This window comes from Saccharopolyspora antimicrobica, assembly GCF_003635025.1.
In the GTDB taxonomy this organism is placed as follows: domain Bacteria; phylum Actinomycetota; class Actinomycetes; order Mycobacteriales; family Pseudonocardiaceae; genus Saccharopolyspora; species Saccharopolyspora antimicrobica.
Window position 1 is genome coordinate 5,845,318 of sequence record NZ_RBXX01000002.1, and the last position, 16,732, is coordinate 5,862,049.

The 16,732-nt window shown below is 69.1% G+C and carries 20 protein-coding genes and 1 pseudogene; 6 read left to right on the forward strand and 15 right to left on the reverse strand.

The features are described from left to right. Positions 1-22: 22 nt before the first annotated feature. On the forward strand, positions 23-241 hold the full coding sequence (locus ATL45_RS27910; protein WP_093148796.1) for a hypothetical protein: 219 nt from the start codon (positions 23-25) through the stop codon (positions 239-241). Between the two features lie 188 nt (positions 242-429). Here ATL45_RS27910 and ATL45_RS27915 read toward each other — a convergent pair whose 3' ends face one another. Together ATL45_RS27915 and ATL45_RS39780 are read right to left on the reverse strand one after the other, a co-directional pair. Then, positions 430-1,803: an HNH endonuclease signature motif containing protein gene (locus tag ATL45_RS27915; RefSeq protein ID WP_342775310.1), complete on the reverse strand. Its 1,374-nt coding sequence runs from the start codon at positions 1,801-1,803 to the stop codon at positions 430-432. A gap of 1,026 nt (positions 1,804-2,829) precedes the next feature. Next, entirely contained in the window at positions 2,830-3,024 is a 195-nt protein-coding gene (locus ATL45_RS39780) for a hypothetical protein (protein ID WP_246025585.1), read from the reverse strand. A gap of 65 nt (positions 3,025-3,089) precedes the next feature. Here ATL45_RS39780 and ATL45_RS39785 point away from each other — a divergent pair, with 65 nt between their 5' ends. Together ATL45_RS39785 and ATL45_RS27930 are read left to right on the forward strand one after the other, a co-directional pair. After that, a complete protein-coding gene (locus ATL45_RS39785) occupies positions 3,090-3,440 on the forward strand; it encodes an FAD-dependent monooxygenase (RefSeq protein WP_246025586.1) in 351 nt (116 codons plus the stop codon). A gap of 77 nt (positions 3,441-3,517) precedes the next feature. After that, positions 3,518-3,943, forward strand: coding sequence for a VOC family protein (locus tag ATL45_RS27930; RefSeq protein ID WP_246025587.1), 426 nt, complete (start codon positions 3,518-3,520; stop codon positions 3,941-3,943). Positions 3,944-3,947: 4 nt separating this feature from the next. On the opposite strand, the gene ATL45_RS27935 is transcribed toward ATL45_RS27930, so the two are convergent. Both ATL45_RS27935 and ATL45_RS40390 read right to left on the reverse strand, forming a co-directional pair. Next, on the reverse strand, positions 3,948-4,490 hold the full coding sequence (locus ATL45_RS27935) for a response regulator (protein ID WP_093148792.1): 543 nt from the start codon (positions 4,488-4,490) through the stop codon (positions 3,948-3,950). Then, a pseudogene (locus ATL45_RS40390) lies at positions 4,487-4,609 on the reverse strand (ATP-binding protein); the annotation flags it as partial. The gene ATL45_RS27935 and the pseudogene ATL45_RS40390, both read right to left, overlap by 4 nt. A 61-nt stretch (positions 4,610-4,670) precedes the next feature. Between ATL45_RS40390 and ATL45_RS27940 the strand changes: the two are divergent. Continuing rightward, positions 4,671-5,834 carry a winged helix DNA-binding domain-containing protein gene (locus ATL45_RS27940; RefSeq protein ID WP_093148790.1) on the forward strand — a complete coding sequence of 388 codons (1,164 nt, stop codon included), beginning with the start codon at positions 4,671-4,673 and terminating at the stop codon, positions 5,832-5,834. A gap of 289 nt (positions 5,835-6,123) precedes the next feature. Here ATL45_RS27940 and ATL45_RS27945 read toward each other — a convergent pair whose 3' ends face one another. Both ATL45_RS27945 and ATL45_RS38550 read right to left on the reverse strand, forming a co-directional pair. Further along, the gene (locus ATL45_RS27945) at positions 6,124-6,486 is read right to left on the reverse strand and encodes an SH3 domain-containing protein (RefSeq protein ID WP_093148787.1); all 363 of its coding nucleotides are present in this window, start codon (positions 6,484-6,486) and stop codon (positions 6,124-6,126) included. Positions 6,487-6,693: 207 nt separating this feature from the next. Beyond that, positions 6,694-6,990 carry a hypothetical protein gene (locus ATL45_RS38550; RefSeq protein ID WP_143121580.1) on the reverse strand — a complete coding sequence of 99 codons (297 nt, stop codon included), beginning with the start codon at positions 6,988-6,990 and terminating at the stop codon, positions 6,694-6,696. 90 nt (positions 6,991-7,080) lie between these two features. On the opposite strand from ATL45_RS38550, the gene ATL45_RS27950 reads away from it, so the two are divergent. Then, positions 7,081-7,644: a TetR/AcrR family transcriptional regulator gene (locus ATL45_RS27950; protein ID WP_093148780.1), complete on the forward strand. Its 564-nt coding sequence runs from the start codon at positions 7,081-7,083 to the stop codon at positions 7,642-7,644. Here ATL45_RS27950 and ATL45_RS27955 read toward each other — a convergent pair. From ATL45_RS27955 to ATL45_RS27980, 6 genes are all read right to left on the reverse strand, one after another. Then, entirely contained in the window at positions 7,641-8,351 is a 711-nt protein-coding gene (locus ATL45_RS27955; protein ID WP_093148775.1) for a GTP pyrophosphokinase, read from the reverse strand. The genes ATL45_RS27950 and ATL45_RS27955 overlap by 4 nt on opposite strands. Positions 8,352-8,388: 37 nt before the next feature. Further along, positions 8,389-8,562 carry a hypothetical protein gene (locus ATL45_RS39405; RefSeq protein ID WP_177241925.1) on the reverse strand — a complete coding sequence of 58 codons (174 nt, stop codon included), beginning with the start codon at positions 8,560-8,562 and terminating at the stop codon, positions 8,389-8,391. Positions 8,563-8,733: 171 nt separating this feature from the next. Continuing rightward, positions 8,734-9,465: an amino acid ABC transporter ATP-binding protein gene (locus tag ATL45_RS27965; protein ID WP_093148771.1), complete on the reverse strand. Its 732-nt coding sequence runs from the start codon at positions 9,463-9,465 to the stop codon at positions 8,734-8,736. Next, a complete protein-coding gene (locus ATL45_RS27970) occupies positions 9,465-10,961 on the reverse strand; it encodes an ABC transporter substrate-binding protein/permease (protein ID WP_093148766.1) in 1,497 nt (498 codons plus the stop codon). Before ATL45_RS27970 ends, ATL45_RS27965 begins: the two co-directional genes overlap by 1 nt. 1 nt (position 10,962) lies before the next feature. Next, positions 10,963-11,913, reverse strand: coding sequence for a formimidoylglutamase (gene hutG, locus ATL45_RS27975; protein WP_093148762.1), 951 nt, complete (start codon positions 11,911-11,913; stop codon positions 10,963-10,965). Further along, positions 11,910-12,653: an IclR family transcriptional regulator gene (locus ATL45_RS27980; RefSeq protein WP_170210370.1), complete on the reverse strand. Its 744-nt coding sequence runs from the start codon at positions 12,651-12,653 to the stop codon at positions 11,910-11,912. The genes hutG and ATL45_RS27980 overlap by 4 nt, the downstream gene beginning before the upstream one ends. Positions 12,654-12,917: 264 nt before the next feature. On the opposite strand from ATL45_RS27980, the gene ATL45_RS27985 reads away from it, so the two are divergent. Then, positions 12,918-14,126, forward strand: a complete 1,209-nt coding sequence (locus tag ATL45_RS27985) for an acyltransferase family protein (RefSeq protein ID WP_093148754.1) — start codon at positions 12,918-12,920, stop codon at positions 14,124-14,126. Here the strand turns inward: ATL45_RS27985 and ATL45_RS27990 are convergent, their stop codons facing one another. Genes ATL45_RS27990 through ATL45_RS28000 form a run of 3 tightly spaced genes read right to left on the reverse strand, consistent with a single transcriptional unit; the run spans position 14,127 to position 16,680 of the window. Beyond that, entirely contained in the window at positions 14,127-14,600 is a 474-nt protein-coding gene (locus ATL45_RS27990; RefSeq protein ID WP_093148752.1) for a hypothetical protein, read from the reverse strand. Further along, positions 14,597-16,009, reverse strand: coding sequence for an ATP-binding protein (locus tag ATL45_RS27995; protein WP_093148748.1), 1,413 nt, complete (start codon positions 16,007-16,009; stop codon positions 14,597-14,599). The genes ATL45_RS27990 and ATL45_RS27995 overlap by 4 nt, the downstream gene beginning before the upstream one ends. Then, positions 16,006-16,680, reverse strand: coding sequence for a response regulator (locus ATL45_RS28000; protein WP_093148746.1), 675 nt, complete (start codon positions 16,678-16,680; stop codon positions 16,006-16,008). Before ATL45_RS28000 ends, ATL45_RS27995 begins: the two co-directional genes overlap by 4 nt. Positions 16,681-16,732: the final 52 nt, after the last annotated feature.

A 16,732-nucleotide genomic window follows, 5' to 3' on the forward strand; every position in this document is an offset into this window, starting at 1 on the left:
GGAATCCGTTCGGCTCCTCGCGGTGCAGAAGGTCCGCGACCGGAAGACGTCGGAACGGCTGCTGGCCGCCATGGCGGCAGGCGGGAAGAGCGACCAGACGCGTCTCGAAGCGGCGCTTGCGCTCGCTCGCATCAACCGCAGCAGAGGGTTGGCAGCCCTGCGGGACATCGAAGCGGACCAGCGCATCAGCCGCTCGGTCAAGGAGAAGGCCACCAAGGCTGCCGAGCGTCTGGACCGCTGAAGCCAGCGAGAACATTGCTGTGCCGCCTGATCGGCGAGTGTGACGCAGACCGTTCGACGTCTCATCGTGCGGGGCGGGCCACCAGTCGCCGGCGGCCCGCCCCGCTTCCGCGGTGCGACTTGAACCCCGGCCCACTCGCATCGTCGGGTGATTTGGGCGTGCGGGGGTGGCCGCCCGAGGTGGGCGGCTCAGGCGACATGTGTTGTCTCCTCGGATCGGCGTGGTCGTGGGATGACCTGGTGGAGGAGGGTGTTGTGTTCGGCCCCCACGGACCGACCGCCCGGTCTCGGTCTCCGGTCGGGGTCCACTGTGGTGGGTGGAGTGAAGAGCGGTCGGTTGTCTTCGACGGTGATGGTCCAGTGCTGGTTGTGGATGGCTCGGTGGTGGTGGCCGCAGAGCATGACGAGGTTGGCCAGATCGGTGGCCCCGCCGTCGATCCAGCTCTCGATGTGATGTGCCTCCGGCGTCCCCGGCGGTCGGTCGCATGCCGGAAAAGCGCACGTGCCATCACGCAACAGCAGCGCAGCCCGGACGTGGGGAGGCGCGGTCCGCTCGGCACGGCCGACGTCGAGGGGGAGTCCGTCACCGCCGAGTACGACCGGGAGGATCTCGGCATCGCAGGCCAACCGTCGAACGTTGGCGGCGGTGATCGGCTGACCGGTCGCGGTCAGAGTTCCCGGAAGCACGCCGCTGTGAGGCGTCTGGAGCGCACGTGCGAGGTCGTCGAAGTCGATGGTCACCGTGATGTGCGGTCGCTGGCCACCGGAGCGCGGCAGCTGGTCGGAAGCGATGGCGATGTCCAGCAGCGCGTTGAGGGCGTCGGCGTTGCGCTGGCCGGGACTGCGCTGGTCAGGCTCACCGTCCACGGTGGGGCGGGGCGCAGCGAGCGGCTGCAGCGCAGCGCGGAACTTCGCGCCGGTTTCCCGGTCGAGACGCGCTTTGATCACGGTCATCCCGTCGGCGGCGGTGCCGTAGTGCAACTCCCTCAGCGCATGCTGAACTTCTTCGGCGCGGAACGCGCCGTCCTGGTCGAAGAAGTAGCGGATCCGCTCAGCAAGCTTCGCCAAGTCGTGCGGACAGTAGTCGCGGGCGTATCCGGCAAGCATCGACTCGGCCTGACCCAGCTCGACAGGAGTGCACACCGGTGCCATCCGGCGCACACCGTCGATGATCACCCGCGCATGAGCCACCGTCATCGCCCCAGCAGCGATGGCTTCGGCGGTGGCGGGCAGTTCGGCAGGGATCGGCTCCCCCTGCAGGGTGGCGCGCTCGGTGGCCATCCGCGCCACCAGCACCCGATTCTTCGCCTCGCCCGCGGCGATGTTGAGCTTCTCCCGCAACCACGTCTCGGTCTTCCGCGCCCCATGCGCGGTGGGAATGCGACGCTCCTCGGCTTCAGCGATGGCCCGCACCTGTACTGCCATCGCGGCCCGCATCACGGCTTCGGCATCACTGATCACGGCCATCAGCTCCGAGTCCGAGCAGGCCGCAATAGCCGACTGCGGGCTCTCGCCACCCGCACCCGACCCGGAAACCAACCCCATGACATCCATGTCACCCATCCTCCCAAGTATCGAACAAGATTTCGAGCAAATAAACGTCCTTCGATCAGGTGATCACAACACCGGAAAACGCGAAAACCCTTACGTGACAGGGCGAACAGCAGTCTTGGTCGGACCGGGAGTAAGACGGTGGTGGCGTGTTACCGCTGGAAGCGCGAAACGACAAACGTCCTGTTAGGACCCACTGGAACCACATCCCCGGAAACCGCCCGGCTTCCTTCGAGCAGAAACGGGTACCAGGAGTTACCAAGGAATGGGATCACTGCGTATTCGCAGGGCGCTCATTCGGCAGCTGGTGGCAAGGTGGCCAACGTGGTGGTCGAGGCGGAGTCTGCGGCGCACAGGATGCTTCGGTCACCCCATCCAACCCGAAGCGGCGGCCACCACTGCAGCGGTCGCCACCCCTGACCAGCTGGCAGCCCGCACACCACAGCAACCCGACGCACCACCTGCCGGTGACGGAACAACCCACGACTCAACCTGCTACGGCCCGGCTACCTGCTCCCCGCGAGCTACCAGCACACACCGGGGCCCGTTCCATACCGGGTCATCCCCGTGACGTAAAGCCAAAACGGACCACAGCCCCCACAATCCCCCAAACCACGGGGATGACCCCCACCACAACACAACAGAAAAAGCCCCAACCACCTTGAAAACCCACCCCAGAAACCCGAACCAACCACGGAAAGGCAACGCAAGATCAGTCAAACCCAACCGCCGACACAACCCCCACCCAAGCACCCAGACGCCGACCGGCGGTAGTGCCCTCCACCCGCCTCGGCCACCCTGGAGGTGAGGGTCTGCACAGGAGGCGACTGTGAAGGTCATCATCGTCGGAGCCGGAATCGGCGGCCTGACCACCGCCCTGCGCCTGCACCACTCGACGGTGCGATCCATCCTGTTCCCGGCGGAAGGACCGCCCCGGTGGAACGGCGTCATGATGTGGCGCGGCGCGACCGACTGGCCGGAGTTCGACGGCGGCCGCTCCATGATCGTCGCAGGCGGCACCGCGGCCAAACTGGTCGTCTACCCGATCGCGGCGGGCCGGAGCCCCGGTACCAGGCTCACCGACTGGGCGATCTGCGTGCAGACCGGGCAGCCCGGTGCCCCACCGCCGAAGCGCCAGGACTGGGCCAGACCCGGCGACCGGGCGGAGCTGGCCCGGTACATCGCGCGGTTCCGGTCGCCCGCGGTCGACCACGCCGGGCTGTTCGAGGCCACCGAGGAGATCTTCGAGTTCCCGATGTGCGACCGCGACCCGCTGCCCGCCTGGACCTACGGGCCAGGTGACGCTGCTGGGCGACGCGGCCCACCCGATGCACCCGATGGGCTCCAACGGAGCAGGGCAGGCGATCCTCGACGCCACCAGCCTCAGTGGCCACCTGGCGCAGTGCTCCGACCCCGCCGAAGCACTGCTGACTTACCAGGACGACCGCCTGGCGGCCACCAGCGAGATCGTGCTCCGAAACCGCCGAGGCGGCCCGGAGAACGTCATCGACGAGGTCGAACGCAGCGACCCGAACGGTTTTTCCCACATCGACGACGTGATCGACCCGGCAACGCTCGAAGCGGTCATCGCCGGCTACGCCCAAGCATCAGGAGCCTCCCAGCAGCAGGTGAACGACCCGCCGCGGTGAAGGCCTAGCGCTGGGCGAGCGGCCTTGATTCACTGGGCGCCGCCCCGAATCGCAACGATGGAAGAGGAACCGCGGAATTGACCGACAACATGCCGGCTCAGCCCGATGACACCGCCGAGACCACTTCCGGGCTGGGCTTCGGTCTGCACCACGTGCAACTGTCGATCCCGCCGAACAGCGAGGACGACTGCCGCCGGTTCTGGGTGGACGTGCTGGGCATGACCGAGATCCGGAAACCGCCGGTGCTCGCCGCCCGCGGCGGCCTGTGGGTCCGGGCCGACGACCTGGAGATCCACCTAGGCGTGGAGGAGGACTTCCGCCCGGCGAAGAAGGCACACCCGGGCATCCTGGTCGCAGACCTCGACGGCCTCGCGAAGCGGCTGGAGAGCAGGGGAGTCGAGGTCTTCTGGGACGACGACTTCCCCGGCCACCGGAGGTTCTACGCGAAGGACAACCTCGGCAACCGCCTGGAGTTCCTGTCCCCGGCCCCGGATGCCCGCTGACCCGTCACGTGCGTGGTGTCAGGTAGCCGCGGGTGAACGCGGCGGCCACGGCCGCTGCGCGGTCGTTGACGCCGAGCTTCGCGTACACGTGCAGCAGGTGCGTTTTCACCGTCGCTTCGCTGATGAACAGCTGCTTCGCCGCCTCGCGGTTGGTCGATCCCCGGGAGATCAGCTCCAGGACCTCCAGTTCGCGCTGCGGGAGCGGTTCCGAGGCAGGCTGGCGCATCTGGCCCATCAGCCGCGTCGCGACGGCAGGGGAGAGCATCGTCTGCCCCTGAGCGGCGGCCTCCACCGCGCGGAACAGTTCCTCCCTCGGCGCGTCCTTCAGCAGGTAGCCGGTGGCGCCGGCCTGGATGGCCGGGAGCACGTCGCGGCCGGTGTCGTACGTGGTGAGCACGAGCACCCGTGACGTTACCCCGCGCTTCGCCAGCTCCTCGATGGCGGTGACGCCGTCGGTCCTGGGCATCCGCAGATCCATGAGGATCACGTCAGGCCGCAGCCCGTCCCGCACCACCGGGTGGTCATCGACGATCAGCAGCGAGATCACCGCTCACCTCCGGCCGGGATGGCCGGCACGGAAGCCGAGATCGCGGTGCCGCCGCCCGGTTCCGACTCGATGTCGAGCCTGCCCGCGAGGCGCTGCACCCGCTGTCGCATGCCCGCCACCGATCGGTGGATGCCAGGGTCAGCGCGGTGCGTGTCGGTGCCTGCTGGTAGCAATGGGATCGTGCGGTTAGACATCCACCGACGGCGGGCCCGGCTGGTCGCCCGGCACCACCTCGCCGGGACGGCGAGCGACCCGGCCCAGGCAGCGGCCGACCTGGTGGTGCTGCACGCGACGGACCCGGCCACGGTTTTCCTGTCGGTGCTCGCCCGATGCCCGTCGGCGTCGGTCGAGGACGTCGCCAAGGTGATGTACGACGACCGCGAGCTGGTCCGGATGCTGGCGATGCGCCGCACGCTGTTCGTGGTGCCGACCGATCTGGTGCCGGTGGTGCACAACGCCGCGTCGCTGGAGGTCGCCGACCGGCAGCGCAAACGGCTGGTCCAGCAGCTCACCACGATCCCCACCGACCCGGAACTGCCCGCAGATGTCGAGGGCTGGCTGCTATCGGTGGAGTCCTCGGTGGAACAGGCGCTGGCGGAGCGCGGCTCGGCCACCGCGGCCCAGCTGTCCGCCGACGAGCCCCGGCTGCGGACCGCTCTGCTGCCGACGTCGGGCAAGAAGTGGGACGTCAAGCGCAACATCACCACGAACGTGCTGGTGATGATGGCGGCCGAGGGCCGGATGGTCCGCGCGCAACCGCGCGGATCGTGGACCTCCCGCGCGCACACCTGGGAACCTGCGTCGAGCTGGTGGCCACGGGGAATCCCCGAGCTGCCCGATGCCAAGGCCCGCCTGGTCGAGCAATACCTGCGGCGCTTCGGCCCGGCCACCGTCGCCGACGTCCAGTGGTGGACGGGCTGGACGCTCGGCGCCACCAGGAAGGCCCTCGCCGCGCTAGATACCGTCGACGTCGGCTGCGGGCTGGTCATGGCCGACGACATCGCGGCCGACGAGCCAGCAGCCCCGACCGCCGCGCTGCTGCCCGCGCTCGATCCCACGCCGATGGGCTGGAAGGAGCGCGACTGGTACCTGCCCGAGGATTCCCGGCCCCTGTTCGACCGCAACGGCAACATCGGGCCGACGATCTGGTGGGGCGGCGAGGTCATCGGAGGCTGGGCGGTGCGCCCGGACGGAACGATCGCCACCAGCCTGCTGGTCGACCGCGGCGCGGCGGCGGCCCGCGCGGTGCGAGACGCCGCTGACGCGCTGCAACCCCGCCTGAACGGAACCCCCGTGGTCCCGTCCTTCCCGACACCGCTGGAAAAGCAACTCCGCACGGCGTGAACCGGCCGCCGTGGGACAGGTCGTCGGCGGGAGAGGGGTGATTCTGCGGAACTTGCCGCTGGCGCGACTCGGTAGCGCGTTCCACGGCGGTGGTGTTCGCGGAGCGCCTGGCGCCGAAGGCCGCGTCGAGGTGTCCTTTTAGGACTATGTCTGTTCGGTCCCGCCGGCTGAAGCGCGCCCTCGTCGCTCCAAAGAGGCGCGGCGTGCTCAGGTCATGTCCGTACCTGTAACCGGTCGCTTCAGAGCATACCGATGAGTTGCGCGGAATCTGTTGCCATCAGGCAAATCCTCACCCGGAGTGCGCGGGGGAGAGGGGACGAGGGCAAGGCGGCACGCTTTGGCCGCTCAACATGACCAGTGTCGCCGTGGAATAGCCCGTTACGTTGGTGGCCTGGTCGGTCAGGTAGTACCAGAAGTCGGTGTCGTCCACCACGTCCCCTCGCGCGTAGCAGTGCACGTCCACGGGTTGGTTCTTGAAGCCCTCGCCGAGTCTGGCGGAGTTGAGGCGGGGTTCGGCGTGGATGTACACACCGTCGGCGGTGAAGTGCCCGGGAGCGGGCACAGGTGCTTGGGCGTGAACCGGGGAGAACGACCCTCCCAGCAGTCCGGCCGCGAAGGCGACCACGGCGGCGATCCTGCTTCGTCGGAACATCCGTATTCTCCTCATATTCGTTGCTGTGGAAGGGATTCCAGGTAAGGGAAGCATGCACGGACGCAGCGAGCCAACTCCAGCCGTCGCTGTTCACCCACCTCTGGCACTCTGTCGTTCGCGGATCTCGGCGCGTTGCGAACCCGTTCCGCGGCAGGTGGCTCGTTCGGCTGGGTGGGTGGGCGGATTCCCTTGTTCTGCAAGGTGTATTCAGCATTTGCAGGCGGTCGCAGTCTCAGGACAGCCGTGCCGGTGGTGACGGCGCGGCCTCGGGGTTCCGGTGATGCGGAGCGGGATGATTCTGCGGTATTCGCCGCTGGGGGCTTGCCGCGGCGATTCGGTCGCGCGTTCCACCGCGATGTTGCCGAGGTGGTGTTCGTGGAACAGGCCTTCGATGGCGGTGCACGAGGTCTCGGTAGTACGGCGAGTGCGTCCGCGCTGCCGCATCCGCAGGCCTTCGGGCCCCAGCCTGCAGGCGTGCCCGATGTCGCGGACCAGGCCCACCATGCTTCGGTCCACGTCCAACTCGTCTGAGACAGAGATGTCTCAGTAAAAGAGTGCACATCTCGAACCTGGACGGAGAGGTACGCTCGATCGGTGAGTGGAAGACCGGCCTGGCGGGACCACGTGGCCACCGGCATCGTCGACACTGCGGCCCAGGTGCTCGCCGAGCGCCGCGACGCCAGCATGGCCGAGATCGCCACCGCCGCCGGTGTCGGTCGCGCAACGCTCTACCGCTACTTCCCCAACCGCGAAGCCCTGCTGCGCGTGCTGGCAGGGGCCGGGATCGACGAGCTGGGCCGCCGCATCGTCGAGGCCGGCCTGGACGCCCTCCCGGTCCGGGAGGGGATCGCGCGGTTGAGCCGCGCCATCGTCACGACGGGGCGCAAGTACATCGCGCTGGTGGAGCTGCCGCCCGGTCTCGTCGACGCCCGGGCCGTCGAAACGCAGATCGTGGAGCCGATCCGTGCCCTGCTCGCCCGGGGCGTGGCGGACGGCACGCTGCGCGACGACTTCGATCCGGAAACGCTGCGCGCCACGTTCCTCGGCATCCTGAGGTCCTTGATCAAGCTGTCCATTCGCGGCGGTCAGGGCGTCGAACAGGTCAGCGCCGCCGCGACCACCGCCTTTCTCGACGGTGCCGCTCGAACGCAGCTCTAGTCGGACGTTCTCTCGCTGAGCTTGTGCAGCGAGGCCATCTGGGCGTCGAGCCCGGCTGCGGTCTCGGCCGCGGATTTGAGCTCGGCGGCGAAGTTCTCCGGTACCTCGCCTCCGCTCTTGTAGAGCAGCTCGTGCTCGACGGCGGCCCAGAAGTCCATCGCGATGGTGCGCAGCTGGAGTTCGACGTTGACCAGCTCGGTGCGGTCGGACAGGTGCACGGGGACCTTGATGATCAGGTGCAGGCTGCGGTAGCCGTTCGGCTTCGGCTCGGCGATGTAGTCCTTGGTCTGCACGATCTCGATCTCGTGCTGGCGGATGACGTCGCGGAGGAGGTAGACGTCGGAGACGAACGGGCACACCACGCGCACGCCGGCGATGTCGGTGAGGTTCTCGCGCGCCGACTCCGGGCTGACCGGCAGCCCGCGCCGGGCCAGCTTGGCCGCGATCGCCTCCGGGCGCTTGATCCGCGAGGTGATGTGCTCGATCGGATCGTGCTCGTGGGCGTAGTCGAACTCCTCGCTCCAGATCCGCAGCTTGGTCATGAGCTCGTCGACGCCGAACTTGTGCATCATCAGCAGGTCGCCGGTCCGGCGTATGAACGCCAGTGCGTTGTCGCGTTCCATGTCGCTGAGCTGTTCGAGAGCGCTGACCTGCGGGTAGGGCCACCGGCGGGAGCTGCCGCGCGCTGACCTGGCCTCAAAACTCATCGACGCTCCTACTCCACCCGGACTACTCGCCTCCAGCCTATGCCGCAACGGCCGAGCAGGTGCTGTCGCGGCGGGTGCCCTCGGCCACGGTGATCAGATGGCGCTCGCGCCAGATCCGCAGCTTGGTCATGAGCTCGTCGACGCCGAACTCGTGCGTCATCAGCAGGTCGCCGGTCCGCCGCACGAACACCAGTGCGTTGTCGCGTTCCATGTCGCTGAGCTGTTCGAGAGCGCTGACCTGCGGGCAGGGCCACTGGCGGGAGCTGCCGCGCGCTGACCTGACCGGGGCTTGCCCGGGCAGGTCAGGTGCAGGGGCTCGGTGCCCGCGGAGCGAAGCCGCCGCTGCTGGTCGCAGCGACGGCTCCGGTCTGGTCCGCGCCGGTCAGAGGACCTTGTCCAGGAACGTGCGGATGCGGGGGTGGGTGTTGCTGTCGGCGAAGAACTCGTCCGGCGGGAGGTCGGCGACGATGTGCCCGCCGTCGACGAAGACGACGCGGTCGGCGACCTTGCGGGCGAAGCCCATCTCGTGCGTGACGACGACCATGGTCATGCCGTCGTCGGCGAGCTCGGACATGATGTTGAGGACGTCCTGGACGACCTCGGGGTCCAGCGCGGAGGTCGGCTCGTCGAAGAGCATCAGCTTCGGGTCCATCGCGGCGGCGCGGACGATCGCCACGCGCTGCTTCTGCCCGCCGGACAGCCGGTTCGGATAGGCCTCGGCGCGTTCGAGCATGCCGACGCGCTCCAGCAGGGCGCGCGCCTTCGCCTCGGCCTCGGCCTTCGACCTCTTGAGCACGTTCATCTGCGGCAGCACGACGTTGCGCAGCGCGGTCATGTTGGGGAACAGGTTGAAGTGCTGGAAGACCATGCCCATCCGGGACCGCAGCCGGTCGAGGTCGACACCGCTGCCGGTCAGCTCCTCGCCGTCGAAGCGCACGCTGCCGGAGGTCGGGACTTCCAGCAGGTTGAGGCAGCGCAGGAAGGTCGACTTGCCACCGCCGCTGGGACCGATCACCGCGACCACCTGGCCGGGTTCGACGGTGAAGTCGATCCCGCGCAGCACCTCGACATCGCCGTAGCTCTTGGTCAGGTCCTTGACTTCGAGTAGTGCCATCAGATGTACACCGCCATCTTCTTCTCGATGGTGCTCGTCGCGAAACCGATGAGGTTGGTGATCAGGTAGTAGAGCAGGCCGATGAACAGGTAGACCGTCAGCGCGTCGAACGTGCGGGAGATGATGGTCTGCCCCACCAGGAAGAGCTCGTGGATGGTCACGAAGGACACCAGCGCCGAGTTCTTCGTCATCGAGACGAACTCGTTGCCCAGCGGCGGGAGCATGCGCAGGAACGCCTGCGGGATGATCACGTGGCGCATGGCCGAAGCGTGCGACATCCCGCACGACCGCGACGCCTCCAGCTGACCGCGATCGACGGACTGCACGGCACCGCGGAAGATCTCGGTCACGTACGAACCGCTGTAGAGCCCGAGGGCGATGATTCCGGCGGCCATCGGGGGAAGTTGCAGGCCGAGCTGGGGGAGTCCGAAGTAGATGAAGAACAGCTGGACCACGAACGGCGTGCCGCGGATCACCGAGACGTAGGCGGTGCCCAGCCACCTGAGCGGTGCGATCCGGCTGAGCTTGGCGAAGCCGCCGATGGTGCCGAGCAGCAGGCTCAGCACCAGTGCGCTGAGGATGACCTGGAGGCTGACGAGCAGGCCCTGCCAGATCTGCCCCGAGGACTCGACGATGGTGGCGACGTTGAACAGGGGGCGTTCGCCCGGCTTGGCCGCGGTGGCCTCCGCACCGAACCACTTGTCGGTGGTCTGCTGGTAGGAGCCGTCGTCGTGCATCTGCTTGAGCGCCGCGTTGAACGCGTTCCGCAGGTCCGAATCGCTCTTCTGGAAGGCGTAGCCGTAGTTCTCCTCGGTCAAGCGGTCACCGACCTGCTTGAGACCGCCCTGCTGGGCGATGAAGTACTTCCCGCCGGGAGCGCCGGTCACGACGGCGTCGGCCTGCCCCAGCCGCGCCGAGGAGAACATCTGCTCGTTGGTCTGGACCGTGACCAGCTGTGCGGCGGGTTGGTGCTGCTTGAGCCACTCGACGGACTTCGTGCCCACCTGGACGGCGACCCGCTTGCCCGCCAGGTCCTCGAGCGAGGAGATCGAGTTGTCCTTCTCGTTGGTGAAGATGGCGAGGCCGCCGGGGTAGTAGACGTCCGTGAAGTCAACGGCTTTGGCGCGTTCGACGCTGATGTAGATCGCCGAGGCGCCCACGTCGATCTGGTCGGCCTGCAGCGCGGGAACGATGTTGCCGAACGGCATCTGGACGAACTCGACGTTCTTGATCCCGGCCCGCGCGGCCAGCGCCCGGATCAGGTCGATGTCGAATCCGAGCTGATTTCCCCCGGCGTCGGTGAACTCGAACGGCGGGAAGGTGGCGTCGGTGCCGACCCGCAGTGCGAGCTGACCGGACCGCAGCGCCGCGAGCTTGTCGGCGGGGGGAGGTTCTTCCGCGGTCGCCGCGTTCGTGGGCACGAACACGAGCAGGCAGGCGGCCAGACCGGTGAGGAGTGCGGTCGCTAGCCGCCCCCAGATCCGCTGACGGGGCATCTCATCGTCCTTCCAGGACAGATCGGTCGGCAGCGCTCATCGCGATCGTGTGCACGAGGCGGGCCGCGATCCGAGCGGTGCGGTTGTCGATGTCGTAGGTGGGGTTCAGTTCGGTGACGTCGGCCAGGACGAGCTTCGGGTCGCTGCCGACCAGCCGGCACACTTCGATGACGACACCGGCGGGTACGCCGAGGGTCGAGGGGGCGCTGACTCCGGGCGCCTGCGCGGCGGGGAGCACGTCGAGATCGATCGACAGGTACAGCGCGTCGACGCCCGCGATGAAGGCCCGGACGAATTCGACGACGTTCTCGACGTGCCGTTCCTGGCAGTCGAGGTCCAGCAGGTGGCGGACGCCGAGCTCGGCCGCCGTGGCGAACAGCGCACCGGTGTTGCTCGGCTGGCTGATTCCGATGACCGCGTAGGTGAAATCGGCGCCGCGCTCGGCTTCCCCGGCGGCGATCTGCCGGAACGGGGTGCCGGACGTCGCGCGCTCGGCTTGCCGGAGGTCGAAGTGCGCGTCGAGGTTGAGCACGCCCAGGCGCCGCCCGTCCAGCAGGCCGCTCCGCGCGAGCCCGAGGTAGGAGCCGTAGGCCGTTTCGTGTCCACCGCCGAGCACGAACGGGAGGTTCCCGGCGCCCAGCTGCGCCGCGACGGCTTCGGCGAGGCCGTCCTGCGCCGCTTCGAGGGCATCACCGGCGACCGCGACGTCGCCGGCATCGTGCACGACGACCTCCGGCTGGATCGCGAACGAACCCAGCGCAGCTCGGATCGCGCCCGGGCCTGCTTGCGCCCCGGGCCTGCCGCCGTTGCGGCGGACTCCGATGTCGCTGGGAAAACCGATCAGCGAGACGCCGGCAGCACCGGGTGACTCGTTGATCGCGCTGTGCCACCTGCGATGTTCTGGTCCGGGTCCGTCAGTCCGCCCGGTCCACTCGGGAGCGGATGTGCTCACGTGTACGCCTCCAGTCTGCTGATGTCCTGCGCCGCGGCGTGAGTGAGCGTTATGAGGGACTCACGCCGCGCTCGGACGCGGAAATCGGGGGCCATCGTGCTGACCACGCCGACGAGGTCGTGGTTGCGGCCCAGCACGGGCACGCTCACGCCCCACACGCCTGGATCGACCTGACCGACGCTCACCGCGAAGCCCTGGTCCCGCACGCGCCGCAGGTCGCTCTGCAACTTCTCGACCTGCGCGGTGGTCAGTCCGTGCGTCGCGGCGGCCCGCGCGACCCGGCCCCCTGGCAGGTGCGCCAGCAGGGCTTGGGCGCTCGCACCGAAGGTGAGCGGCTTGCTCAGCCCGGGCGAGAAGCTGCACCGGATGACCCGTGTTCCCTCGGCGGCTTCGATGCAGAGCACGTCGTTGTCGCGGGCGACGAGGAACGCGGCGAGTTCGTCGGTGTCGGTCGCCAGCCGCCGGAGGCGAGCCCGCACCCCACCCTGGTTGAGCACTTCCCGCCGGTAGTTCTCGGCCATCTGCACCGTCAGCGATCCTGCGCAGTAGCGGCCGCGCGTGCGTCCCTGATGCACCAGGCCGATCTCGACGAACGCCGTCAGGTGCCGGTACACGGCGCTCGAGGGAATGCCGGTGCTGGCGGAGATCTCCTCCGCCGTCGCGCTCTCCTGTTCGGCGAACACCGCCAGGATCCGCGCTGCCCGTCCACCGGCTTTCCGGTTCGTTTCCGCGCTGGTCACGGCGGGGACAGTACGTCGGCGACGTGCGGCTGCCCAGTCCGTTCTCCCAGTGAATGGGAATGTAATTCCCAGTGTTCGGGCGGATGCGGAGAGGAGCGATCGACGGCGGCGAAGCGAGATGACCGACAGTGCCGGTTCGGACACGGAATGCTGCGCGGCAAGCGCTCTTCTCGCGCCTCGCCACAGTGGACGGTCCGGATGTTGCGACAGGGCTGGGACGTGACGTGGACGGTGCTTCGACATGGGGGCGGCAAAGTCGGCTCCATGACGCAGGTTCAACCGATCAAGACCGGGGTGACCACGCGGGGCGGAGCGCACCTGCCCGCGCTGGACGGGTTGCGGGGGATCTCGATCCTCGGGGTGCTGCTGTTCCACACCGGACACCTGTCCGGTGGGTTCCTGGGCGTGGACCTGTTCTTCGCGCTGTCCGGTTACCTCATCACCGATCTGCTGCTGCGGGAGATCGAGGTGACGGGGGCGGTGTCGCTGATCGCCTTCTGGGGGCGGCGGATCCGCCGGTTGCTGCCCGCGCTGGTGGTGGTGCTGACGGTAGTCACAGTGCTGGTGTGGGCGGTGGGCTCGCCGGACGTGGTGCGGACGACCCTCTCGGACGGTCCGTGGGTTCAGCTGAACCTGCTCAACTGGCACCTGCTCGCGGAGTCGGCCGGCTATTGGGACCGGTTCGGGACCGACCGGGTCTTCGAGCACTTGTGGAGCATCGCGGTCGAGGAGCAGTTCTACCTGGTGTGGCCGGTGCTGGTGCTGGTCATCGCCCGGTTCGGGCGGGTCGGCCGCCGGGTCGCGGTGGCCGCGGCCGCGGTTTCCGCCGTCTCGCTGGTGCTGATGGTCGTGCTCGCCGACGCGGCGGATCCGACCCGCGTCTACACCGGCACCGACACCAGGGCGTTCTCACTGCTGCTGGGCGCTTTGGTCGCCACCCCACCGGTGCAAGCCGTGCTGGCCCGCGCGGTCGGTCGTTCTGCAGGCGTCGTACTGGCGCTGCTGCTGACCGGGATCGGCGCGATGTGGTTCCTGGTCGACGGGGTGGATTCGTGGTGGCTGTTCACCGGCGGGCTCTTCGCGCACTCGCTGGCCGCCGCGCTGCTGATCAGGCTGTGCGCGCAGGCACCGCACGCGCTGGTCGCCAGAGTCCTCGCCTGGCGGCCGCTGCGCTGGCTGGGGCTGATCTCCTACAGCCTCTACCTGTGGCACTGGCCCGTCATCGTGCTGCTCGGACCGCAGTTGGCGGGACTCGGCGAGTGGGCCCGGACGGTGCTGGTGTGCGCGGTGTCGATCGGCTTGGCCGCGCTGTCGAAGTACCTCGTCGAGGATCCGGTCCGGTTCCGCGCCAGGTGGGCCGCGGGGCGAAGCGGCTCGCTCGCGTTCGCAGCGGTCATGATCGGGCTCGCCGTGCTGTGGTCGGCGCTGCCCGCGCCGGCTCCGGCCACCATCGACATCGCGAAACTGGGCTGATCACCTGATCAGCGGGCAGGTCCGCCGCTCGTCGGACTCCGGGGTGGGTTGGACGAAGTGGACCTGCACTTTCGCGCTCCTCGATCCGCCGCTCTGCACGTGGACGCCCAGCGCGGTGCACACGAGCTGGTCGATGCCCCGCGGAGTCACCTCGTCGATCGTCAACGGCACGCCGAGCTGGATCAGGCCCGGCGTGGTGACCACCTGGACCCGCGTCACCCCGATCGCCGCGATTTCGGTGTGCAGGTCCGAGCCGCCGGGACCCGTCAGCAGCAACGACATGGCCTCGGAGATCGTGCCCAGCCGTTCGGTGAGCCGCAGGTTCGGGCGGAGCTCGCCCCGGGAATCGACGAAGTACAGCGTCACCCCGGGTGCCACCCCGGTCGGGGCCGGCCTGCCCGCGGTGACTTCGGTGGGCTGGACGCCGCAACCCGCGAGCAGCAAGACCGCTGCTGCCAACCAGATCCGCTTCACAGCTCCTCCAAGTCACGCGGCAGCCGCAGCACGAACCGCGCACCGCCACCGTCGGCGTTGCCCGCGCTGAGATCGCCGCCGTGCAGGCGGGCGTTCTCCAGCGCGATCGCCAGCCCGAGCCCGCTGCCCGGGGTGCGGGTGCGCGCGGCGTCGGCTTTGTAGAAGCGGTCGAACACGTGCGACAACGCGTGCTCGGGCAGCCCGGGGCCGCTGTCGGTGACCTCGATCCGCACCTGCTCGCGGGACGCCGAGATGCGCACGCGCACCGGCGGTTCACCGTGCCGCAGCGCGTTTCCGACCAGGTTGGCCACGATGACGTCCAGCCGCCGCCGGTCCGCGCGCAGCAGGACCTCGTCCGGCGCCACCAGGTCGACCTGGTCCAGCCAGCCGCGGGCGCGCAGGCAGTTCCGCACGCCGCCGACCACGTCGACCTCCTCCATCCGCAGCTGCGCGGTTCCGGCGTCGAAGCGGGAGACCTCCATCAGGTCCTCCACGAGCCGAACCAGCCGGTGGGTTTCGGTGATCGCCAGCTGCGCGGACTCCCGGGCGTCGGCGTCCATCCCGTCGGTGGTCGTCGCCAGCACCTCCACCACCGCCGTCAGCGTGGTCAGCGGGGTGCGCAGCTCGTGCGAGACGTCGGCGGCGAACCTCTTGGCGTCGGCCTGCATCCGCTGCATCGCCGCCATCGACGTCTGCACCGACTCGGCCATCTCGTTGATGGTGACGGTGAGCTCGGCCAGCTCGTCGGCGCCCCGGGGCGAGGTCCGCGCATCGAGCTCGCCGTCGGCCAGCCGGCGGGCGGTGTCGCGGAGCTCGCGCACCGGGCGCAGCACGCTGCCCGCTGCCAGCACCGCCAGCAGCACCGCCAGCGGCAGCGCCAGCGCTGCGGTGATGACCGCTTGCCGGGCGAGGGCGTCGATCTGCCGGTCGACATCGGTGAGGTCGCGAGCGGTGTAGACCTCGATGCCCGACGGGGTGCGCGCACCATCGGCGGCGGTGATCACGATCGGCGTCCCGACCAGCAGCCACGGCCTGCCGTCGGCGATGATCCGCTGCGTGACGAGCCGGTTCTGGACGCGCACGGCGGTGCGCAGCGCATCGGTGATCAACTCGGGTCCGGCACCGGCCGCGGACCGCAGGTCCTGGTAGGTCACCAGCGTGTCCGCGCCGATGGCCGCGCGCAGCCGGTCGAGCGCACCCTGGTCCGGCGGGTAGGTCAGCTGGGGAGCGATCGGAGCGATCTGGCCGACGACGGTCTCGGCGAGCCGCTGCTCGGTCGAGGTGACCAGCGCGGTGCTCGCCGATCCGGCGCTGGACCAGGCCGCCGCGGCGGCACCGAGCACGGTCACCAGCGCGAAGGCGGCCAGCAGCCGGGCGCGCAGCCCGCGCGGCCACAGCCGCCGGGTCACACCGGTCCGAACCGGTAGCCGAACCCGCGCACGGTCTGCACGTACTCCGGGGTCGCCGGACTGGCCTCGATCTTCGCTCGCAGCCGCTGCACGCAGTTGTCGACCAGCCGGGAGTCTCCGAGGTAGTCGTGCTCCCACACCTGCTCCAGCAGTTGTTGCCTGCTGAACACCTGGCCAGGAGCCCGGGACAGGGTCAGCAGCAGGCGCAGCTCGGTCGGCGTCAGCGTCACCGGTTCGCCGTGCATCGACACCGTCAGCGACGAGGTGTCGATGCGGAGGTCGCGGTGGACCCGCACGCCGTCCGGGGTGCTGGTGCTGCGGCGCAGCACCGCGCGGATCCGCGCGTCGAGCACGGTGGGCTGCACCGGCTTGACGACGTAGTCGTCCGCGCCTGCCTCCAGGCCGCTGACGACGTCGAAGTCGTCACCACGTGCCGTCAGCACGATCACCGGTACGTCACCGGCGGCCCGGATGCGACGGCACACCTCGAACCCGTCGACGACCGGCAACATCAGGTCGAGCACCACCAGGTCGGGCGTGGCCGAGCCGAACTCGCGCAGTCCGTCCTCGCCGGTGTCCGCGGTGCGGACGTCGTGACCGTGCCTGGACAGCGCGAGCTGGAGCCCCCGCCGGACCAGCGGATCGTCTTCGATCAGCAGAATCGACGCCACCGGTCCATTATCGACAACGCCGGTCGGCGTCGACGGCTGTGGCGGATTCCTG